The sequence below is a fragment of the Dongia sp. agr-C8 genome, assembly GCF_054658695.1.
Genome location: NZ_BAAGHZ010000003.1, coordinates 1,194,902 through 1,212,972, shown reverse-complemented (window position 1 = coordinate 1,212,972; position 18,071 = coordinate 1,194,902). Strand labels below are relative to the sequence as shown.

The 18,071-nt window shown below is 65.8% G+C and carries 21 protein-coding genes and 1 tRNA gene; 8 read left to right on the top strand and 14 right to left on the bottom strand.

What is annotated here, in order from left to right; translation table 11 throughout:
* Nucleotides 1-439 precede the first annotated feature (439 nt).
* Both dnaG and ACYQ4T_RS20045 read right to left on the bottom strand, forming a co-directional pair.
* The gene (dnaG, locus tag ACYQ4T_RS20050) at nt 440-2,374 is read right to left on the bottom strand and encodes a DNA primase (RefSeq protein WP_459857932.1); all 1,935 of its coding nucleotides are present in this window, start codon (nt 2,372-2,374) and stop codon (nt 440-442) included.
* Nucleotides 2,375-2,521: 147 nt separating this feature from the next.
* Nucleotides 2,522-2,971, bottom strand: coding sequence for a GatB/YqeY domain-containing protein (locus ACYQ4T_RS20045; RefSeq protein ID WP_459857930.1), 450 nt, complete (start codon nt 2,969-2,971; stop codon nt 2,522-2,524).
* Nucleotides 2,972-3,146: 175 nt separating this feature from the next.
* Here ACYQ4T_RS20045 and carA point away from each other — a divergent pair, with 175 nt between their 5' ends.
* Nucleotides 3,147-4,319 (top strand): glutamine-hydrolyzing carbamoyl-phosphate synthase small subunit, encoded by a 1,173-nt coding sequence (carA, locus tag ACYQ4T_RS20040; RefSeq protein WP_459857928.1) that lies wholly within the window; start codon nt 3,147-3,149, stop codon nt 4,317-4,319.
* Here the strand turns inward: carA and ACYQ4T_RS20035 are convergent, their stop codons facing one another.
* Complete coding sequence (locus tag ACYQ4T_RS20035; protein WP_459857926.1) at nt 4,320-5,243, bottom strand: DMT family transporter; 924 nt, start codon at nt 5,241-5,243, stop codon at nt 4,320-4,322.
* Nucleotides 5,240-5,512, bottom strand: a complete 273-nt coding sequence (locus ACYQ4T_RS20030) for a DUF1289 domain-containing protein (RefSeq protein ID WP_459857924.1) — start codon at nt 5,510-5,512, stop codon at nt 5,240-5,242. The genes ACYQ4T_RS20035 and ACYQ4T_RS20030 overlap by 4 nt, the downstream gene beginning before the upstream one ends.
* A 105-nt stretch (nt 5,513-5,617) precedes the next feature.
* Here ACYQ4T_RS20030 and ACYQ4T_RS20025 point away from each other — a divergent pair, with 105 nt between their 5' ends.
* Nucleotides 5,618-7,288 (top strand): adenylate/guanylate cyclase domain-containing protein, encoded by a 1,671-nt coding sequence (locus tag ACYQ4T_RS20025; RefSeq protein WP_459857922.1) that lies wholly within the window; start codon nt 5,618-5,620, stop codon nt 7,286-7,288.
* A gap of 130 nt (nt 7,289-7,418) precedes the next feature.
* On the top strand, nt 7,419-8,855 hold the full coding sequence (locus ACYQ4T_RS20020) for a DUF4139 domain-containing protein (protein ID WP_459857920.1): 1,437 nt from the start codon (nt 7,419-7,421) through the stop codon (nt 8,853-8,855).
* 89 nt (nt 8,856-8,944) lie between these two features.
* Here the strand turns inward: ACYQ4T_RS20020 and ACYQ4T_RS20015 are convergent, their stop codons facing one another.
* Nucleotides 8,945-9,730: a class I SAM-dependent methyltransferase gene (locus ACYQ4T_RS20015; RefSeq protein WP_459857918.1), complete on the bottom strand. Its 786-nt coding sequence runs from the start codon at nt 9,728-9,730 to the stop codon at nt 8,945-8,947.
* A 53-nt stretch (nt 9,731-9,783) separates the two neighbouring features.
* Between ACYQ4T_RS20015 and ACYQ4T_RS20010 the strand changes: the two genes are divergently transcribed.
* On the top strand, nt 9,784-11,076 hold the full coding sequence (locus ACYQ4T_RS20010) for a UbiH/UbiF/VisC/COQ6 family ubiquinone biosynthesis hydroxylase (RefSeq protein WP_459857916.1): 1,293 nt from the start codon (nt 9,784-9,786) through the stop codon (nt 11,074-11,076).
* An 84-nt stretch (nt 11,077-11,160) separates the two neighbouring features.
* Here ACYQ4T_RS20010 and ACYQ4T_RS20005 read toward each other — a convergent pair whose 3' ends face one another.
* From ACYQ4T_RS20005 to ACYQ4T_RS19980, 6 genes are all read right to left on the bottom strand, one after another.
* Nucleotides 11,161-11,541 (bottom strand): gamma-butyrobetaine hydroxylase family protein, encoded by a 381-nt coding sequence (locus ACYQ4T_RS20005; RefSeq protein WP_459857914.1) that lies wholly within the window; start codon nt 11,539-11,541, stop codon nt 11,161-11,163.
* A complete protein-coding gene (locus ACYQ4T_RS20000) occupies nt 11,538-11,738 on the bottom strand; it encodes a Trm112 family protein (RefSeq protein WP_395021648.1) in 201 nt (66 codons plus the stop codon). The genes ACYQ4T_RS20005 and ACYQ4T_RS20000 overlap by 4 nt, the downstream gene beginning before the upstream one ends.
* A gap of 10 nt (nt 11,739-11,748) precedes the next feature.
* Nucleotides 11,749-12,459: an LON peptidase substrate-binding domain-containing protein gene (locus ACYQ4T_RS19995; protein ID WP_459857911.1), complete on the bottom strand. Its 711-nt coding sequence runs from the start codon at nt 12,457-12,459 to the stop codon at nt 11,749-11,751.
* A 16-nt stretch (nt 12,460-12,475) separates the two neighbouring features.
* Nucleotides 12,476-13,414 carry a thioredoxin gene (trxA, locus tag ACYQ4T_RS19990; RefSeq protein ID WP_459857909.1) on the bottom strand — a complete coding sequence of 313 codons (939 nt, stop codon included), beginning with the start codon at nt 13,412-13,414 and terminating at the stop codon, nt 12,476-12,478.
* Nucleotides 13,415-13,515: 101 nt separating this feature from the next.
* Complete coding sequence (locus tag ACYQ4T_RS19985; protein WP_459857907.1) at nt 13,516-14,079, bottom strand: prolyl-tRNA synthetase associated domain-containing protein; 564 nt, start codon at nt 14,077-14,079, stop codon at nt 13,516-13,518.
* A 199-nt stretch (nt 14,080-14,278) separates the two neighbouring features.
* On the bottom strand, nt 14,279-14,704 hold the full coding sequence (locus ACYQ4T_RS19980) for an organic hydroperoxide resistance protein (protein ID WP_459857905.1): 426 nt from the start codon (nt 14,702-14,704) through the stop codon (nt 14,279-14,281).
* A 158-nt stretch (nt 14,705-14,862) separates the two neighbouring features.
* On the opposite strand from ACYQ4T_RS19980, the gene ACYQ4T_RS19975 reads away from it, so the two are divergent.
* Nucleotides 14,863-15,336: a MarR family winged helix-turn-helix transcriptional regulator gene (locus ACYQ4T_RS19975; RefSeq protein WP_459857903.1), complete on the top strand. Its 474-nt coding sequence runs from the start codon at nt 14,863-14,865 to the stop codon at nt 15,334-15,336.
* A gap of 117 nt (nt 15,337-15,453) precedes the next feature.
* Nucleotides 15,454-15,528 (top strand) — tRNA-Gly (locus tag ACYQ4T_RS19970).
* A 197-nt stretch (nt 15,529-15,725) separates the two neighbouring features.
* Here the strand turns inward: ACYQ4T_RS19970 and ACYQ4T_RS19965 are convergent.
* On the bottom strand, nt 15,726-15,992 hold the full coding sequence (locus ACYQ4T_RS19965; protein WP_459857899.1) for a DUF1488 family protein: 267 nt from the start codon (nt 15,990-15,992) through the stop codon (nt 15,726-15,728).
* On the opposite strand from ACYQ4T_RS19965, the gene ACYQ4T_RS19960 reads away from it, so the two are divergent.
* Nucleotides 15,991-16,245 carry a hypothetical protein gene (locus ACYQ4T_RS19960; RefSeq protein WP_459857897.1) on the top strand — a complete coding sequence of 85 codons (255 nt, stop codon included), beginning with the start codon at nt 15,991-15,993 and terminating at the stop codon, nt 16,243-16,245. The genes ACYQ4T_RS19965 and ACYQ4T_RS19960 overlap by 2 nt on opposite strands.
* 8 nt (nt 16,246-16,253) lie before the next feature.
* On the opposite strand, the gene ACYQ4T_RS19955 is transcribed toward ACYQ4T_RS19960, so the two are convergent.
* Complete coding sequence (locus ACYQ4T_RS19955; protein WP_459857895.1) at nt 16,254-16,940, bottom strand: sigma-70 family RNA polymerase sigma factor; 687 nt, start codon at nt 16,938-16,940, stop codon at nt 16,254-16,256.
* A gap of 189 nt (nt 16,941-17,129) precedes the next feature.
* Entirely contained in the window at nt 17,130-17,273 is a 144-nt protein-coding gene (locus ACYQ4T_RS19950; protein WP_459857893.1) for an entericidin A/B family lipoprotein, read from the bottom strand.
* A 566-nt stretch (nt 17,274-17,839) separates the two neighbouring features.
* Between ACYQ4T_RS19950 and ACYQ4T_RS19945 the strand changes: the two genes are divergently transcribed.
* Nucleotides 17,840-18,052: a cold-shock protein gene (locus ACYQ4T_RS19945; protein WP_459857890.1), complete on the top strand. Its 213-nt coding sequence runs from the start codon at nt 17,840-17,842 to the stop codon at nt 18,050-18,052.
* The last annotated feature ends 19 nt before the right edge of the window (nt 18,053-18,071 follow it).

Sequence of the window (18,071 nt, the reverse complement as noted above, 5' to 3'; positions counted from 1 at the left end):
GCGCTCCCGCAGCACGCCCATCACGTGCAGAAGCCCCTCCACGGCCCGGGCCAAATGCCGGCCGGCGGAAGGGTTCCTTTGCTGCAGCCGGTCCGCGCCACAGACCGCCGAGGGCGGCGGAGAGCCTAGGTCCCTCAGATGGTTCTGCAATGCGCCTGAATCAAGGCGCTGCGGACGGGCCGGCTGGTCTATAATGGCGGCCTCCGGCTTGTCAAGCTGACCCGCCCGAAGTGCCTCTGCCGCAAGGCCTTTATCCACAGATTCGCCCACAAATTCCGTCCCCTGGGCTCGATTCCGGCAACGCCGGATCCGGCATGGTTAACCCGCCTGCCGGAAGGCCGGTTCCGGGCCCCGCCGCCTCGGCTGAGGCCGGGCAGGATAGCAAAAGCCGCAGGAGGGATGATACAGCCCGGCCGGGTTCGTCCCGGGTGAACGCCGTCTAGTGAACGCCCCGGGCCGGCGTCTCAAAGACCGGGTCGAGGTCGCGGCGGCGGCTTTCCGCCTCCAACAGCAGGTCCCGCAAGGTCTCGAACCGGCGCCAGTTGTCCTCGGTGGGATCCTCGGCCCAGAGCTTGCCGGCGCTGTCCCGTTCCGCCCGGAGGTCGTGCTCGTGCAGAATCCCGAGGACATGCAGCAGCCCCGCCTCGGCCGCCGCCTCATCGGCGATCGGCAGGGTGAAGCGGAGCGCATGGGTGCGGAAGGAGAGCGATTCCAGAAACTCGCCGAAACCCTCCTGCACCAGCTGACCCCAAAGCGCGGTGCCGTTGAGCTCCGGAACCTCGATCGCGATCCGAACCAGGCGGTTGCGGAACCTGGCCAGCTGGGTGTCGCCGATCTCCAGCGACTTCAGGTTCTCGATGTATTTGTGCAGCAGGTCCGGGTGGTGGATGACCGTCATCAGGAAGGCCTCGACCGGCAGGCGCCGGACGGAATGCCAGCCCTGCTGCAGGGCCTCGCCGCCGAACTCCTTGTAGAATTGCGGCAGGAAGCGCCAGTCGAAGAAGGAGTAGTTGCGCCCGTCGGCGCCGGTCATGCCGTCATCGCGGAAGCTGCGCTGGCGCCGCGCGCCGGGCGCCATCCGCGCGCCGCCGACCTCGCCGCCGGAGATCTGCTGCAGCATGCCCTGGAAATGCGCGCGGTATTCCTCGCGCACCGACTTCTCGGCGATGAGATTGGTGAGATGGTTGATGTCGGCGCGGAAGCCGGCGCGGCGCTCCGGCGTGTCGAGCAGCCGCTCCTTGCGCAAGATGGTCCACAAGATGCCGGAGAGCGGCGTCTTGCGGGCGTCGAGATAGGCGCGGAACTCGCCCGCAGAATGCTTCTTCAGAAATGAGTCGGGATCTTCCTTGCCCCCGCTCTCCTCGTTGACGAGGTTGATGAAGTTCAAGGAGAGGCCGGGTTTGAGGATCGGCAGCACCCGCTCGGCCACCTTGGCGGCGGCCTTCTGGCCCGCCTCGTCGCCGTCGAAGCAGAGGATCGGCTCGGGCGCCAGGCGCCAAAGCACCTCGATCTGCTCCTCGGTCAGCGCGGTGCCCAAGGGCGCCACAACCTGCGGGAAGCCCGCCTGGGCGAGAGCGATGACATCCATATAGCCTTCGACGACGATGACCTCGCCCACGTCGCGCGCGGCCTTCTGGGCGAAGTTCATGTTGTAGAGCTGGCGGCCTTTGTGAAAGAGCGGCGTCTCCGGGGAATTGAGATATTTCGGCTTCTCGTCGCCGAGCACCCTTCCCCCAAAGGCGACGATCCGGCCCTTGGTGTCGGCGATCGGGAAGATGACCCGGTTGCGGAAGCGGTCATAGGTCGGGCCGCCATCCTCCGGCTTGATCAGCATGCCGGCTTCGATCGCGAGCGCTTCCGGGATGTTCAGCTTGGCCAGGTGATTCTTCAACGCGACGCGGCTGTCCGGCGCGAAACCGAGGCGAAAGCGATTGATCGTTTCGGACGTCAGGCCGCGGCGCTGGAAATAGCCGGCGCCCGGACTGCCGGCGAGCTGCGCTTGAAAGAACGCGCAAGAGGCTTCCATGACCGTGCCGAGGCTGGCCCGGCGCTCTTCGCGCTCGCGGTCCTGCGGCGTGTCCTTCGGCACTTCGAGACCCGCTTCCGCGGAGAGACGCTCGACCGCGTCGCGGAAGTCGAGCCCGTCGGTCTGCATGACGAAGGTAATGGCGTCGCCATGGGCGCCGCAGCCGAAGCAATGGTAATGCGGCTCGTCATCGTCATAGACGTGGAAGCTCGGGCTCTTCTCGTTGTGGAAGGGGCACAAGCCCGTCGCCTGCTTGCCGCGGCGGTTGAGGCGCACCTTCTTGCCCACCAGGTCGAAGATCGACAGGCGGCGGCGCAACTCATCCAGAAAGGCCGGCGAAAAGGCCAAGCAGGTCTCCCAACATCTCGGATCTGGACCATACAGCCGAGTGGGAGAGACGATAAGCCAAACTTAAATTGCCATGAGGCGCCCCGATTTCTTCTTTCGAAATGGGGACAAATCGCGGGATAAATCAGGGATGAGTTGTGGAAAGAATCAGCCGCCGAGCTTGGCCTTCAGCGCCGGGCCGACCTTGCTGAAATCCATACGGCCGGCATAAGCCGCTTTCAGCGCGTTCATCACCTTGCCCATGTCCTTGATGCTGGCGGCGCCGGTATCGGCGATCGCCTTGGCGATGGCGGCTTCCTGTTCGGCTTCCGAGAGCTTCTTCGGCATGTAGCGCTCGATCAGGTCGATCTCGGCCTGCTCCTTGTCGACCAGTTCCTGGCGGCCGCCCTGCTTGTAGAGCTCGATCGATTCCTGGCGCTGGCGCACCATCTTCTGCAGCATGTCGATGATCGCGGCCTCGTCGATCTGGGCCGCCGGGCGCGCGGCGATGTCGCGGTCCTTCAGGGTGGACTGGATCATGCGCAGGGTCGAAACCGACGCCTGGTCACGCGATTTCATCGCCGTTTTCAGATCCTCGTTGAAACGCTCGCGCAGCATGGCGATCTTAACCTTATGGGTGCGGGAAAGGGTTGAACCTAAAGGATTCGCGCCCGTCTGACAATTGCGCCGGCCGCATACAAGCCATTGATTTACCGGCCGATTCTTCCGGAGCGACGGCTTGACGCTCGAAGCCGCAGCGCCTAGAACCTCGCAACTCTAGAAGGACACTGCCATGGGCCAACCGCCCGCCTCGATCGACGATACCCCGAAGCCGACCGCCGTTCTCGTGCTGGCCGATGGGACCGTCATCAAGGGCCGAGGCCTGGGCGCCGAGGGCAAGGCGGTGGGCGAGGTCTGCTTCAACACCTCGATGACCGGCTACCAGGAGATCATGACCGATCCTTCCTATGCCGGGCAGATCATCACCTTCACCTTCCCGCATATCGGCAATACCGGCGCCAACCCGGAAGACATCGAGACGGTGACGCCGGCCGCGCGCGGCGCGGTGCTGGCGACCGATATCTCCGAGCCCTCGAACTGGCGCGCGGCGCAGCATTTCGACGCCTGGCTGAAATCACACCGGCTCCCCGCCATCGCCGGGGTCGACACAAGGGCGCTCACCAAGCGGATCCGCGACGGCGGCGCGCCGAACGGCGTGATCGCGCATGCCAAGGACGGCGTGTTCGATATTCCCGCGCTGGTCAAGGAAGCCAAGGCCTGGCCCGGTCTCGACGGGATGGACCTCGCCAAGGACGTCACCTGCCGCCAGACCTATCACTGGGACGAGACGCTGTGGCAGCTCGGCAGCGGCTACGGCAAGCAGGCCGAACCGAAGCTGAAGGTGGTCGCCATCGACTATGGCGCCAAGCGCAACATCCTGCGCTGCCTCGCCAGCGCGGGCTTCGACGTGACCGTGGTGCCGGCGACCGCGAGTGCCGACGACGTGCTGCAGCACAAGCCGGACGGCGTGTTCCTCTCCAACGGCCCCGGCGATCCGGCGGCGACCGGCACCTATGCGGTGCCGGTGATCCAGGCGCTGATGAAGAAGGAGCTGCCGATCTTCGGCATCTGCCTCGGCCACCAGATGCTGGCCTTGGCGCTCGGCGGCAAGACGCGGAAGATGGCGCGCGGCCATCGCGGCGCCAACCATCCGGTGAAGGACCTCGCCACCGGCAAGGTCGAGATCACCAGCCAGAACCACGGCTTCGAGGTGATGGCGGAAAGCCTGCCGAAAAACGTCAACGTCACCCATGTCTCGCTGTTCGACGGCACCAACGAAGGCATCGAGGTCAGCGGCAAGCCGATCTTCTCGGTGCAGTATCACCCGGAAGCGTCACCGGGGCCGCAGGACAGCCACTATCTCTTCCAACGCTTCGTCGAGAAGATCGAGGCGCGCAAACGGTAGCTATTCGGGTTCCGGCACTGGCGCCGCGCGGTTCTTCAGCGCGGGCACGACCAGCACCAAAGTAAGCGCCGCCAGCACCAAGGCAAGCGCCGCGATCTCCGACCAGCCGATGCGCTCGCCGATGAACCAGGCGCTGGAGATGACGCCGACCACCGGAATCGCCAGGGTGCCGATCGCCGCGACCGAAGCCGGGTAGAGCGAGACCACGCGGAACCAGGCCCAGTGGCAGTAGATCATCGGGATGACGGCGGCGTAGGCTACCGCAATCCAGGCGGTCGTGCTGACGCTGCCGGGATCGAAGCCGCGGTCGAACAGCGCGGCGCCGACGAAGATCGGGATGCCGCCGAGCAGCATCTGCCAGCCGGCCAAGGCCGCCGTCGGGATGGTGAAACGATAGCGCTTCAGCGCCACCGTGCCCGCCGCCCAGGAGATCGCGGCGAGGATCATGAAGACCGGTCCCGCCGGGCGCGAGACGATGTTGGCCCAGTCCGGCACCACCAGCACGGCGAGGCCCGCGGCGCCGATCGCCAATGCCGCGACGGTCAAGCCGGTCAGCCGTTCCCGGGTCCAGAGTGCCGCGATCACCGCGGCCCAGAGCGGCATGGTGAAGGCGAGGATGGAAGCGCGACCCGGCGCCATGTGATGGACGCCGAGCGCCGAGAAGATGTGCCAGCAGGTGATATTGCCGAGGGCTGCGATAAGCAGCGGCCGCCGCTCTTCGCGCGGCACATAGAGGCTGTAGCCGAAGGCGCGGCAGATCGCCAGCAGGCCGATGCCGCCGACCAGCAGGCAGATGGTGCGGAAGGCCCAGACCGGCACCTCGTTGACCGAGAGCTTCATCGCCGGCCAGTTGATGCCCCAGAACAGCGTGATGCTGACCAGCAGCAGGAAGCCGGTGCGGTGGCGCGCGCTCGAAGGGCTCACAAGCCGGACCGTTCTTTCCGCCCGGGAAGCTCGGCCAGGATCTTGTTGCGCTCGTCGGGGGTCGAGATGATCCAGTCGCGGATCTCGTCGAGGGTCCGCAGGCAGCCGACGCAATAGCCGGTCATCGGGTCCATCTGGCAGACGCTGACGCAGGGCGAGGCCGGGCCGCTCGCCAGCATCATCCGGCGCTCGGCGCGGCGCCGCTGGCGCTCGGCCTGGCGCTCGGCGGCGAAATCCCTGAGCAGCGGCTTCGGCGATTCCTCAGCCATTACCGTTACGGCCCGTGTGGTTTTGGTCGTATTTCATGCCCGAGGCTCTTATCATGGCGCCGGCTGTTATCCCAAGGGGGGATGTTGCCAAATCGGGAGCGCCGCTTGCCGGCCAATTCGACGCTACTCCTGGGACGTGTGCGGCTGGCGACCGGCCTCATCCTGTTCTTCTATGTGCTGACCCACAACCTCAACCACGCGCTCGGCCTCATTTCGCTGGAGGCGATGGATTGGGGACGGATCCCGTTTCTCGCCTTCTGGCGCTTCCCGCCGGTCGAGATCCTGTTCCTGCTGTCGCTGGTCACGCATTTCGCGCTCGGCATGCGCGCGCTCTACAACCGGCACAGCCTCAGGATGCCGGTCGCGGAAGGCGCGCAGCTGATCCTCGGCCTCTCGATCCCGCCGCTGCTCACCCTGCATTTCCTCGGCACCGCGGTTGCACATTACGCCTTCGGCCTCGACGATGCCTATGAGGAGACGGTGCTGGCGCTCGCCGCCAATCCGGTCCTGGTCGCGGTGCAGACCGCGGCGGTGCTGGTCACCTGGATCCACGGCTGCATCGGCCTCGCCTTCTGGCTGCGGCTGAAGCCCTGGTATCCGAAGGCGCGGGTCGCGCTCTATACGGCGGCGCTGCTGATCCCCCTCCTGGCCCTGCTCGGCTTCTCCCAGGCGGCGCGCGAAGTGCTGGCGCTGGCCAAGCAGCCGGGCTGGTTCCAGGACATGGCAGCGCGTCGCAACCTACCCGGGCGCGAGGCGGTCGAGGCGCTCTATTTCTGGCTCAACATTTCGCTGATCGGCTACGGCGTGATCGTGGTCGGCGTGCTGGCCACGCGCTACACCCGCGACTGGCTGATCCGGCATCGCGCGATCCGCGTCGCCTATCCGGATGGCCGCGTGGTGAACATCCAGCCGGGCAGCACGATCCTGGAGGCGAGCCGCATCGGCAACATCCCGCATGCCGCGGTCTGCGGCGGGCGCGGCCGCTGCTCGACCTGCCGGGTGCGGATCCTCGCCGGCGACGCCACGATGCCGCCGCCCAGCATCGAGGAACTGAAGGTGCTGGCGCGGGTCGGCGCCGCGCCCGGCACCCGCCTCGCCTGCCAGGCCAAGCCGCAGGGCTATGTGAAGGTGGCGCCGCTGCTGACCTCGACGGCAGGCCCGAGCCAGGCCCAGGCGCGCAACGATTTCCATTCCGGCAAGGAGCGCGAGATCGCGGTGCTGTTCGCCGATATCCGCGGCTTTACCCAGTTCTCCGAGCAGCGCCTGCCCTATGACGTGGTCTTCCTGTTGAACCGCTATTTCCGGGCCATGGGCGAGGCGGTGATCGCCGCGGGCGGGCATCTCGACAAGTTCATCGGCGACGGCGTCATGGCCCTGTTCGGCGTCGACGGCAAGGGCGGCAATGCCGCGATGCAGGCGCTCGACGCCGCCCGGCGCATGTCGATCAACCTCGCCGAGATGAACGCGGGCTTCGGCGAGGAGCTTAAAGCCCCGCTGCGGATCGGCATCGGCATCCACTACGGCCCGGCGATCGTCGGCGAGATGGGCTTCGGCAACATTCAGAGCCTGACCGCGGTCGGCGACACGGTGAACACCGCGAGCCGGCTGGAGACCGCGACCAAGGAGCTGAATTGCCAGCTGGTGGTTTCGCAGGCCTTGCTGGAGGCGGCGAAGCTGTCGGGCGAGATCGGCCGGGCACATGAAATCGAGCTCCGCGGGCGCAGCGCCACGCTTCACGTCTGCGCGATCAAGAACGCGGCCACACTGGAGCTTTGATCCGTGACGGCCCGCACCATCGGCCGCCTTGCCGCCGCCCATCCCTCGCCATAGTCTTGCCGAGATCGGTCGGCACCGTCATAACCCTGCGTCATCACGGGGAAACCCTTTTGGGTAATTCGGAGGCAAAATGATCCCGACGAAATCGACTCTGGCCCGCGCCGCTCTGGTTGCGGCTGCACTCACCACCACCGGGCCAGCGCTTGCCGACGAGGTCTCGGTCGGCACCGATGCACAAGCCGGCATCGCGGTCACCATCTACAACTCCGACCTGGCGCTGATCCGCGACCAGCGCAAGGTGGACTTGAAGTCCGGCCTGAACGAACTCGCCTTCGTCGATGTCTCGGCCGGGATCCGGCCGGAGACCGCGTTGCTCACCGCCCAGGGCGGCGGCTTCCAGGTCATCGAGCAGAATTTCGATTTCGATCTGCTGACGCCGCAGAAGCTGCTGGAGAAGTCGGTCGGCAGCACGATCCGCGTGATCCGCACCAACCCGACCACCGGTGCCGATACCTCCGAGGACGCCAAGGTGCTCTCGGTCGCCGAAGGCATGGTGGTGCTGCAGATCGGCGACCGGATCGAGACCGCGGTGCCCGGCCGCCTGGTGTTCAGCAGCGTGCCGGCGAACCTGCGGGCGCGGCCCACCCTGGTCACCAAGGCGATCGCCGACAAGGCCGGGCCGACCACCGTTGCGCTCTCCTATCTCTCGCGCGGGCTCGCCTGGCAGGCGGACTATGTCGCCTCGCTGTCGGCCGATGAGAAGACCATCGACCTGAACGGTCTCGTCACGCTCACCAACCAGAGCGGCGTCACCTACAAGGACGCCAAGCTGCAGCTGGTCGCCGGCCAGGTGAACCAGGTGCAGGACATGCTGCGGCGGGACATGGTGCCGGCGCCGATGATGGCCGAGACGGCGATGGCCGCGCCGAAGATGGTGCAGGAGCAGGCCTTCGAGTATCACCTCTATCGCCTCGACACGCCGGTCACCATCCAGCAGAACCAGACCAAGCAGGTGGCGCTGATGGCGGCCGCCGGCGTGCCGGTCACCAAGCAGTACCTGATCACCGATGCCGCCAATGTCTGGGGCCGCTATTCGACCAGCTTCGGCGAGGCGGATCGGGTGAACGCGACGGTGAAGCTGAAATTCGTCAACGACGAGCAGTCGCATGTCGGCGTGCCGCTGCCCAAGGGCATCGTGCGGGTCTACAAGGCGGACAGCCAGGGCGATGCGGTCTTCGTCGGCGAGGATTCGATCGACCACACGCCGAAGAACGAGGACGTTAACCTGACCCTCGGCCAGGCCTTCGACATCACCGCCCGCGCCAAGCAGACCGACTTCGAGCAGATCAGCGACCGGGTCTATGAGAACGAGTACGAGGTCGAGATCAAGAACGCCAAGGCCGAGAAGATCACCGTAGACCTGCGCGAGCAGATGCCGGGCGACTGGAAGATGATCAAGGAAAGCCAGGAGCACAAGAAGCTCGACGCCCATACCGCGGGCTGGCTGGTCGAGGTGCCCGCCAACGGCAGCACCAAGCTGACCTATCGGGTGCGGATGGAGTTCTAATCCAGGAGCGTCATGCCCGGGCTTGACCCGGGCATCTTGCGCCGTCGGCCAAAGATCCGCGGGTCAAGCCCGCGGATGACGGTCTCCATCTACGGCTTGCGCCCCCAACTTGCCACCACCCGGTGCGGCACCAGCATCGGGTCGGCGGGAAAATCGCGGGACAGCATCGCCGCGTGCTCGGCATCGAAGGCGGCGACCTTTTCCGGACTCAAGCTGGCGGCGCTGACGCCGGCCGAAGCGCGGATCCGGCCGCGCCAGGCTTCGTGGCTGTAGGGGATGTCGTAGTCGACCGAGAAGCTTTCGCGGTTGCCGAAACCGGCATTGGCGAGATCGCGCATGTAGCGCACGCCGCCGGCGTGGTAGTTGCCGAGAGTCCAGGCCGGGTTGTGCTTCTCGATCAGCCGCTCGGTGGCGGCGACGACGTTGCCCGCCAAAGGCAGCCAGGCCAGCATCGCGATCAGGAGATGCCCGCCGGGCTTCAGGATCCGCCGGGCTTCCGCCGCGGCGAGATCGCCGTCGAACCAGAACCAGCAGGTGCCGGCGCTGATCAGATCGAAATGCGCCGCCGGCTGGCCGGTGGTCTCGGCCTTCGCCTGCACATAATCCACCGAGACGCCGGCCTCGGCGTCGAGCGCCTTGGCCTGCGCCATCATCTCCGGCGCGATGTCGAGGCCGGTGACGATGCCGCCACGCCGGGCGAAACCGCGCGCGAGCGTGCCGGTGCCGGTCGCGAGATCGAGCACGCGCATGCCGGGCCGGAACAGCCCGGCCGCCTCGATGCGGTCGAAGAACCAGTCGGGGAAGCCGGCGCGGTGCTTGGCATAGTCGCCGGCCGCGTGATTCCAGTCGGTCTTGAAGCTCAACCCTACAGTCATGCGTCCATTTTGCTTCTGGACAGGCGAAATGCAAGCCGGGCAAGGTGCCTGGCATGATGCGCAGGAGCTCCTCCCCGGAAATCGCGATCGTCGGCGGCGGCCTGGTCGGCATGACCTTGGCTGCGGCCACGGCGGGCGCGGGGATTCAAACCACCTTGATCGAGGCCGAGCCGCTGCCGGCAATGACCGAAGCGACCTTCGACGGGCGCTCCTCGGCCATTGCCTATGGCTCGCAGCAGGTGCTGGCGGGAATCGGCGCCTGGCAGTATCTCGAGGCGGACGCCTCCCCCATTCGCGAGATCCGTGCCTCCGACGGCGGCTGGCGCTCGAGCCTCGCGGGTGCAGCGCATGAAAGCCCGTTCTTCGTCCATTACAGCCATCGCGACTTGCCGGCGGGCGCGGTCGCGGCCGGGGCGCAGCCGCCGTTCGGCTGGATCGTCGAGAATCGCGCGATCCGCCGCGGGTTGCTGAAACGCCTCGCCGAGACGCCGAACCTGACGCATATCGCGCCGGCCCGCGTCGCCGAGGTGCAGTTCGAGAGCGGCGGCGCCACCTTGCATCTGCAGGACGGCAGCGAGATCCGCGCGCGGCTGGTCGTCGCCGCCGACGGTCGCGGGTCGAGCGTGCGGCGCTTTGCCGGAATCGGCTTCAAGGAATTCGGCTACAACCAGACCGCCATCGTCTGCACCGTCGCGCATGAGCGCGACCATCGCGGCGTCGCGCATGAGAACTTCCTGCCCGCCGGGCCCTTCGCCATGCTGCCCATGACCGATGCAGAAGACGGAACGCATCGTTCGTCGATCGTCTGGACCGAGGACCCGCGGATCGTGCCCTGGCTCCTGAGCCTCGATGACGCGAGCCTGGCATCGGAGATCGAACGCCGCTTCGGCACCACCTTGGGCAAGCTGACCCCGATCGGCCCGCGCTTCTCCTACCCGATGCGGCTGTTGCTGGCGGATGCCTATGCCAAGGACGGCGCCGTGCTGGTCGGCGATGCGGCGCATGCGATTCATCCGGTGGCGGGCCAGGGCTTCAACCTCGGCGTCCGCGACGTCGCGGCCCTGGCGGAAGCGCTGGTCGACGGCCATCGCCTGGGCCTCGATCTCGGCAGCCTCGCGGTGCTGGAGAACTATGCGCGCTGGCGGCGGTTCGACAACCTGCTGCTGACCGGATTCACCGACGGGCTGGTGCGGCTCTTCTCCAACGACCTGCCGCCGGTGCGGCTCGCGCGCGACCTCGGCTTCTTCGCCTTCAATCTCGCCAAGCCGCTGAAGCGCATGGCGATGAAACACGCCATGGGCGTGGTCGGCGACCTGCCGCGGCTGGTGCGCGGGTTGCCGCTCTGACTCCGTCATGCGCGGGCTTGACCCGCGCATCTCGTGCCGTCGGTGAAAGACCCGCGGGTCAAGCCCGCGGGTGACGGTCTCAGGTTAAGGTTCTCTACTCAGCCCCCGCTCTTCCAGGGCGCGCAGATAGGCGGCGAAGAGCTCGTCGGCATGCTTGCCGAGGCCGTAGAGATAGCGCCAGGTGTAGATGCCGGTGTCGTGCAGGTCATCGAACTTGATCCGGATCGCGTAGTTGCCGACCGGCTCGACCGCCATGATGCCGACATGGCGGCGGCCGGTGACCAGGGTCTTCTGGCCCGGCCCGTGGCCTTGCACTTCGGCTGAAGGGCTTTCGACCCGGAGCAGCTCGGCCGGGAAGCGGAACTTCGAGCCGTCGTCGAAGTCGATCTCCAGCGCCTTCTCCTGGCTCTTCAGCCGGATCTCGAGCGGCCAGACCTGGCGGACCTTCGGAACCTCGAAGGTCACGCGCGCATCTCGTCGTCGGTCAGCGGCCGCGCCTCGTCGGCCAGCATGATCGGGATGCCGTCGCGGATCGGGTAGGCGAGACCGGCCTGCTTGCTGAACAGCTCCTGCTTCTTCGCGTCATAGATCAGCGGGCCCTTGGTCAGCGGGCAGACCAGGATCTCGAGCAGCTTGGGGTCGACGGCGACGGGGTCGGACATGGTCATGCCCTCAATGGAAAGGCCGCTGGTCGTCGGTGCGGCCGCGCACCGCGAGCTCGAACAAGGCCAGCAGCATCTCGCCCAATTGCACCAGGTCGCGGCATTCGAGCAAGGCCTGTTTCTCGTCCGGCGAGAACGGGCAGAGCATGGCCAGCGAGATCACCAGCTGGCGGTCGGCCATGGCGTCGATCGCCTTCCAATCGACCGTGGCGCTGCGGGTTTCGAAATAGCCCTTCAAGGTGGCGATGAAGCGCGCGCGGCCGGCCAGCGTGTAGTCGCCCTGGGTGATGTCGCCGGCGAAGGGCGCGAAATCCGGCTCGACCAGGCGGAAGCCGCCGGCGTCGCGCGGCAGCTCGTGGCGGATCTTGAAACGGACCAGGCCGGAGAGCGTGATCTGGTAACGGCCGTCATCGGTCTCTTCGAAAGAAATGATGCGGCCGGCGCAACCCACCTGCTCCACCTCCGGCTGGAAGTCGGGATCGGTCTTGCGCTCGATGCCGCGCTGCTTCGGCTGCACCATGCCGATGAGGCGATCGGGCTGGGCCAGGGCATGGCGCGTCATCGCCAGGTAGCGCGGCTCGAAGATGTTGAGCGGCATCCGCCCGCCCGGCACCAGCAGCGCGCCGGTCAGCGGGAAGATCGCCATGCGGCGCGGCAGATCGGCGAAGCCGGGCTCGAAGCTCGAACGCGACTTCCCCGCCTCCGGCTGGTCCGAGCCCATGGGATATCGCCCTTCGTTAGGAGAACATCAGCGAGGAGAGCTTCCGGCGGCCGGCCAGGGTCATCGGATCGGTCGGTCCCATCGCCTCGAAGAACTTCACCAGCTGCTTCCTGGCCGCTTCCTCGTTCCAGGCGCGGTTGGCCTTGAAGATCTCCAGCAGCTGGTCGATCGCGGCCTCGCGCTCGCCGGTGGCGAATTGCGCGACCGCGAGATCGTAGCGCGCCTCGAAATCCTTCGGGTTGGCGTCGATGCGGGCCTGCAGCTGCTGGGTCTGGCCGGCGGCCTTCTGGCCCGCCTCGGCCAGCTCGAGCTGGCTGGCGGCGGAAGCGACCGCGGGATTCTTCAATATCTCCGGCGTGACGCCGGCCAGCATCTCCTTGGCGCCGGCGAGATCGCCGGTCGCGATCGCGCATTTAACCAGGCCGGCGATCGCCTTGGCGTTGTCGCTCTCATGGTCGAGTACCTGGCCGAAGATCGCGCTGGCGGCGCCGTAATCCCCTTCCGCGAAGGCGGCCTCGGCCTGTTCCAGCGCCTCGTCGATCGGCGAGGGGCCCTGGCCGGCGGCGCCCATCTTGGCGAGGCGCTGCACGAACTGGCGGAGCTGGCCTTCCGGCTGCGCGCCGACGAAGCCGTCAATCGGGCGGCCCTGGAAGAAGGCATAGACCGCCGGGATCGACTGGATGCGGAGCTGGCCGGCGAGAGCCTGGTTGTGATCGACGTCGATCTTCACCAGACGCACGGCGCCCTTGGCTTCCTTCACCACCTTCTCGATCAGGGGCCCGAGCGTCTTGCAGGGTCCGCACCAGGTCGCCCAGAAATCGACGATCACCGGCACCTGCATCGAGGCGTCGAGCACGTCCTGGGCAAACTTGTTCTGGTCGCTGTCCTTGATGAGGTCCGCGGCATTCGCGCCGGCCGGGCCGGCCCCGGGCGCGCCGCCGATCAATTGGTCCATAGTCATGCTCCGATTGCGCAATTGGCCCTATAGATGGCGCGTCCCGGCTTTCCGATCAAGCCTCGGATTATCAAGGAAAATTCGCTCGTCATATCCGCGTCTTATTGGCCGGCGTTGACCGGGATCGCCATCAGTTGGGCCGGATGCCCCTCGGCCTCGAGGAAGCGCAGCAGGTCCTTGGGCGCCAGCGCGGTGGCCTTGAAGTTCACCAGCGGATGGGCGTGCAGCACGTCGTGGCGCATGAGGTCCTGGTCCAGCACCATCTTCACCGCCTTGCCCTTGTCGTTGATGACGGCAAAGGGTGTCACCGCGCCGGGGATGACGCCGAGATACTGCATCAGGCGGTCCGCCGAACCGAAGGAGAGTTTCGCCGCACCGCCGGTGGCGCCGGTCAGCTTCTCGCCGAGGGCTTTGAGATCGACCCGCTTGGATTCCTCGACCGTCACCAGCCACATCTCTTCCTTCTTGTTGCGGAGGAAAAGGTTCTTCACATGGCCCCCCGGCAGCTGGCCGCGCAGATCCTTCGACTCCTCGACGGTGAAGACCGGCGCGTGATCGACGGTGTGGCTGGAGATGCCGAGCTCCCCCAGCCGTTCCAGCAGCTGGTCGGGGCTGGTCGGCAGGTTCTTCTGCAGCTCGTATGGATCTTGCGGGGCTTCGGACATGATGGCTTAAAACCTTGGGGCGCCAGAAACGAAAACGGGCCGGCAAGGTATCGGCCGGCCCGTTCTCTTGCAACCCAATGAGGCGCAACCACCGTCCGGTGAGGGGAAGACGGTGGCCGCCACATTCCGCCTCATGCGCGGGCTTGACCCGCGCATCTGCAGCAGATTGCCGGATCAAGTCCGGCAATGACGCTGGTTGCTAGGCGACCTTCAGCTTGACGTCGATGTTGTTGCGGGTGGCGTTGGAATACGGGCAGACCTGATGGGCCTCGTCGACCAGCTTCTGCGCCGCCGCCTTGTCCATGCCCGGCAGGCTAACGTCGAGCGAGACGGTGAGGCCGAAGCCGCCTTCGGAGCGCGGGCCGATGCCGACCGTCGCGGTGACAGTGGTGTCGGCCGGGACCGCGACCTTCTTCTGCGAGGCGACGAACTTCATCGCGCCGATGAAGCAGGCCGAATAGCCCGAGGCGAAGAGCTGCTCCGGGTTGTTGCCCGGGCCGCCGGCGCCGCCGAGCTCCTTCGGGGTCGAGAGCTTCACCTTGAAGCTGCCGTCCTTGGTCGCGGCTTCGCCGTCGCGGCCGCCGGTGGCGGTGGCAGAGGTGGTGTAGAGCACATTCACGGACATGGGTGTTCTCCTTGCGGGTGATCGGGGATGGCTTGATTGCGTCCTAGTGGGGAATTACATAGTGGACAACTCAATTGTGCACAATTAAAATCTTGTGACAAGGATCACGTTGCCCGAAGATCAATTTTTCGGGCGGCCGGCGGTTCAAGGAGCGGAGAATGAAGAACGCATCGGAAAGCGCCCGGACCGGCGAGGTCCTCAGGCTGGACAACCAGCTCTGCTTTGCGGTCTATGCCGCGGCCCATGCCTTCAACGCGACCTACAAGCCTCTGCTGGAGCCGCTGGGGCTCACCTATCCGCAATACCTGGTGATGCTGGTGCTGTGGCAGGAGGATCGCGTCACGGTCTCGGCGATCGGCGGCCGGCTGGGGCTCGATTCCGGCACCCTGACCCCGCTGCTGAAGCGGCTGGAGGCGGCCGGGCTGGTCAGCCGGCTGCGCGACGCCGCCGACGAGCGCCAGGTCCGGATCAGCCTCACCGGCTCCGGGCGGGCCTTGAAGCAGAAGGCCAAGGGCATCCCCCAGGCGCTGTTTTGCGCCTCCGGCCTCACGCTCGGCGAGCTCACGGCGCTCCGGGGGCAGCTCGAATCGCTGGCCGCCAATCTCCGGGCCGCCACGGCCGAGTCCGCCTAAATCTTTGAAGAAAAAGGCCCATTGGCCGCTTGCAAATGGAAATCCGGCCGCTATGATGCGCGCCGCTGCCCGGCCGGGACACCCTTCCCGGCTCTCTCTATAATAGGCAGACGGAGCGCGGGCGTAGCTCAGGGGTAGAGCACAACCTTGCCAAGGTTGGGGTCGAGGGTTCGAATCCCTTCGCCCGCTCCAGTTTTCAAAATGACTGGTCGGTTCCTCACTGCATCGGCGCGAGCCTCGTGCCTTCCAGGACGCGCCTGGATGCAGCAGATTGGGTTGAGCGGTTCGGCTCTGTGCTGAAGAAGTTGGCGCGAGAGGCGTCGGCGCTCAACGGCCCTTATCTGCGCTCATGCACCCAGACATGAGCCCGATGAGATGCGCGCTGGGGATCATCCCAGGTCCGCCGCCGCCAATGTGTACGAGCCGCGCCGATCGCGTGCATAAGCACGTCCGGCCGCGGCGCAGATGCGATCGCGGTTGAGATCGAACACGCCCAGCAGCCCAGCCTCGTCAGACGTCGCTTCGGGATCTATGCGGGCCAGTGCACCGGCCTCGACGAAAAACGGGATCTCGAATGATGCGTCATGGGCCCAAAACCGGACGCATTGCTTTCGCGAGTCGTAGCTGCGCGATTGATTTGGGAAGCTGAGTGCCATGTGGCCCTTCTCCTATGAGGCGGCCCTGCGGCCCGATCTCGAATGGCTGTGGCTGGAGCCGGTCGAGGTGGTCGAAATACCGATGCGCCAGGCACTTGTCCCTTTACAGCGCAGGCAGATCCTCTCACCGGCCCAAGCGCTGTCGAAAGCAGTCCCGCAGCTCAGGCAGGTTCGCTCCAGGCGCTTGAAGGTGCGGGAAGCCGGCTCCTCTACGCCCAATCTCGCACGCCGGATGATTCCAAGTTTCATTTGAGTCATTCCTCAGGAGTAAGGTCGGGCAGCCGTGACACCTGAAACGCCAAATCCGGCAACATCCATCATCGCGACTGGTGACACGTGTTGTCGGCGCAGCGCCATCGAACCGCCGTCCATCAGGCCCCTCAGGACGGCGCGCGCCCGAGAAACCCGGCTCTTCACCGTACCGATCGCACAGCCGCACATCGCCGCAGCCTCGCCGTATTCGAAGCCCGAAACGCTGATGAGCAGCAGGGCCTCGCGCTGTTCGGGCACCAGCTGAGCGAAGGCGCGGCGAAAATCGCAGAACTCGAGCGTCATCTGCTGGCTCGGCGCGACGGTCGGCGCGTACTCGATGCAATCGTCGAGGCTCATGTGTCGGGAAGCCGGCGAGCGCCACTGGTTGTAGAGGACATTGCGGAGAATCGTGAAGACCCAGGCCTTGAAGTTGGTACCCGGCGTGAACTGCTGGGCCGCTTCGAGCGCGCGCAGGATCGCGACCTGCACGAGGTCGTCTGCCTGATGGCGACTTCCCACCAGCGCGTTGGCAAAGGCGCGGAGATCCGGCAGATACTCCACCACGCTGGCCCAGACGACGGCGTGACGTTCGGCGGTCTCTGTCTCGGACAGAGACCCGGCCGCGACCATGGGACTGGCGACAGTCTTTTCCGCTTCGGCTGGTGCGACGGGCGGCTCGTGTCTCGATGTCAGCATGGCTCACGCCATTCGCAGGAAGGCGGCGATCAGGACCAGTGCCACAACCGCAATCGGAACGACGATCGGCGGCGTAAAGTATTTCATCATGATGGCGTCACCCTTTTCGGACTGAGTTCCCGACCGATCTCCGCTGCCCATTGGGCGCGAACAGGCCGGTCCGCGGTCGCACGACCGGCGCCGTCGACGTCAGTAGGAATGCTTGTTGGCGCTTTTCGTAAGCGCTCCGCCCGCGCTCGAGAGATCCTTGCCGACGCCCGCGGTGGTGTGGCAGGCGGCGAGCGCGAGTAAAGCTGCCAATCCGACGGCAGTCAGCAGGTTGATGGTACGCATGAGCAATGCTCCTTGACTGCGATGGACGCGCTCCGCAAGCGGGTATCTGCCCTGAGCCGAACGCATCCAGGATCAAATGCCAGATTGGGTGGTGAAGGCGGGAGTGGCCGGGATGACCGTATTAGCGTCTGCCGCTGTTCATGTAATATTGTATCTTTGTTAAGAATTACAATAGAAGATGTAAAATAAACTGAGGCGGCCGTTGCGGCGTACCGCTGGCGCGACCATCAGGCAAATGCCAGCAGACCGATCGACACTGCCGCGCAGGCGACGATTGAGATTGCACCAAGCGCAGCCCGATGCCGGCACAAACCCTCCAAGGCGTCGCTACAAGTCATATGCCTGAGCCGAGGGTTGCGCGCTGTTCAATTCTGCACATTGAGGAATAAAGCCTTGCAATCGCGACGCTGCAGGACCATGTAAAGACAGTCGATGGACGGCCAGAAGACTTGGCCTTGCGCAGAAGCCATTCGCGCCAAGCTGATACTCCTCTCTCCCGAAAATGCGATTTCGACGGCCCGCGCTTTGCAGGTCAGCACACTCTGTTTTTAGGAAAGGGTTTCCTCATGACGACGGGAACCGTTAAGTGGTTTGACGCCCAGAAGGGCTTTGGCTTCATCACACCTGACGCGGGCGGCAAGGACGCCTTCGTCCATATCAGTGCTCTGGAGCGCGCCGGGATCGGCCATCTGCGCGAAGGCCAGAAGCTCGAGTTCGAGCTCGCCTCCGATCAAAGGAGCGGCAAGATGTCGGCCGAGAGCTTGAAGGTCCTGGACTGAGCGCAGCCTCGCATTGGAT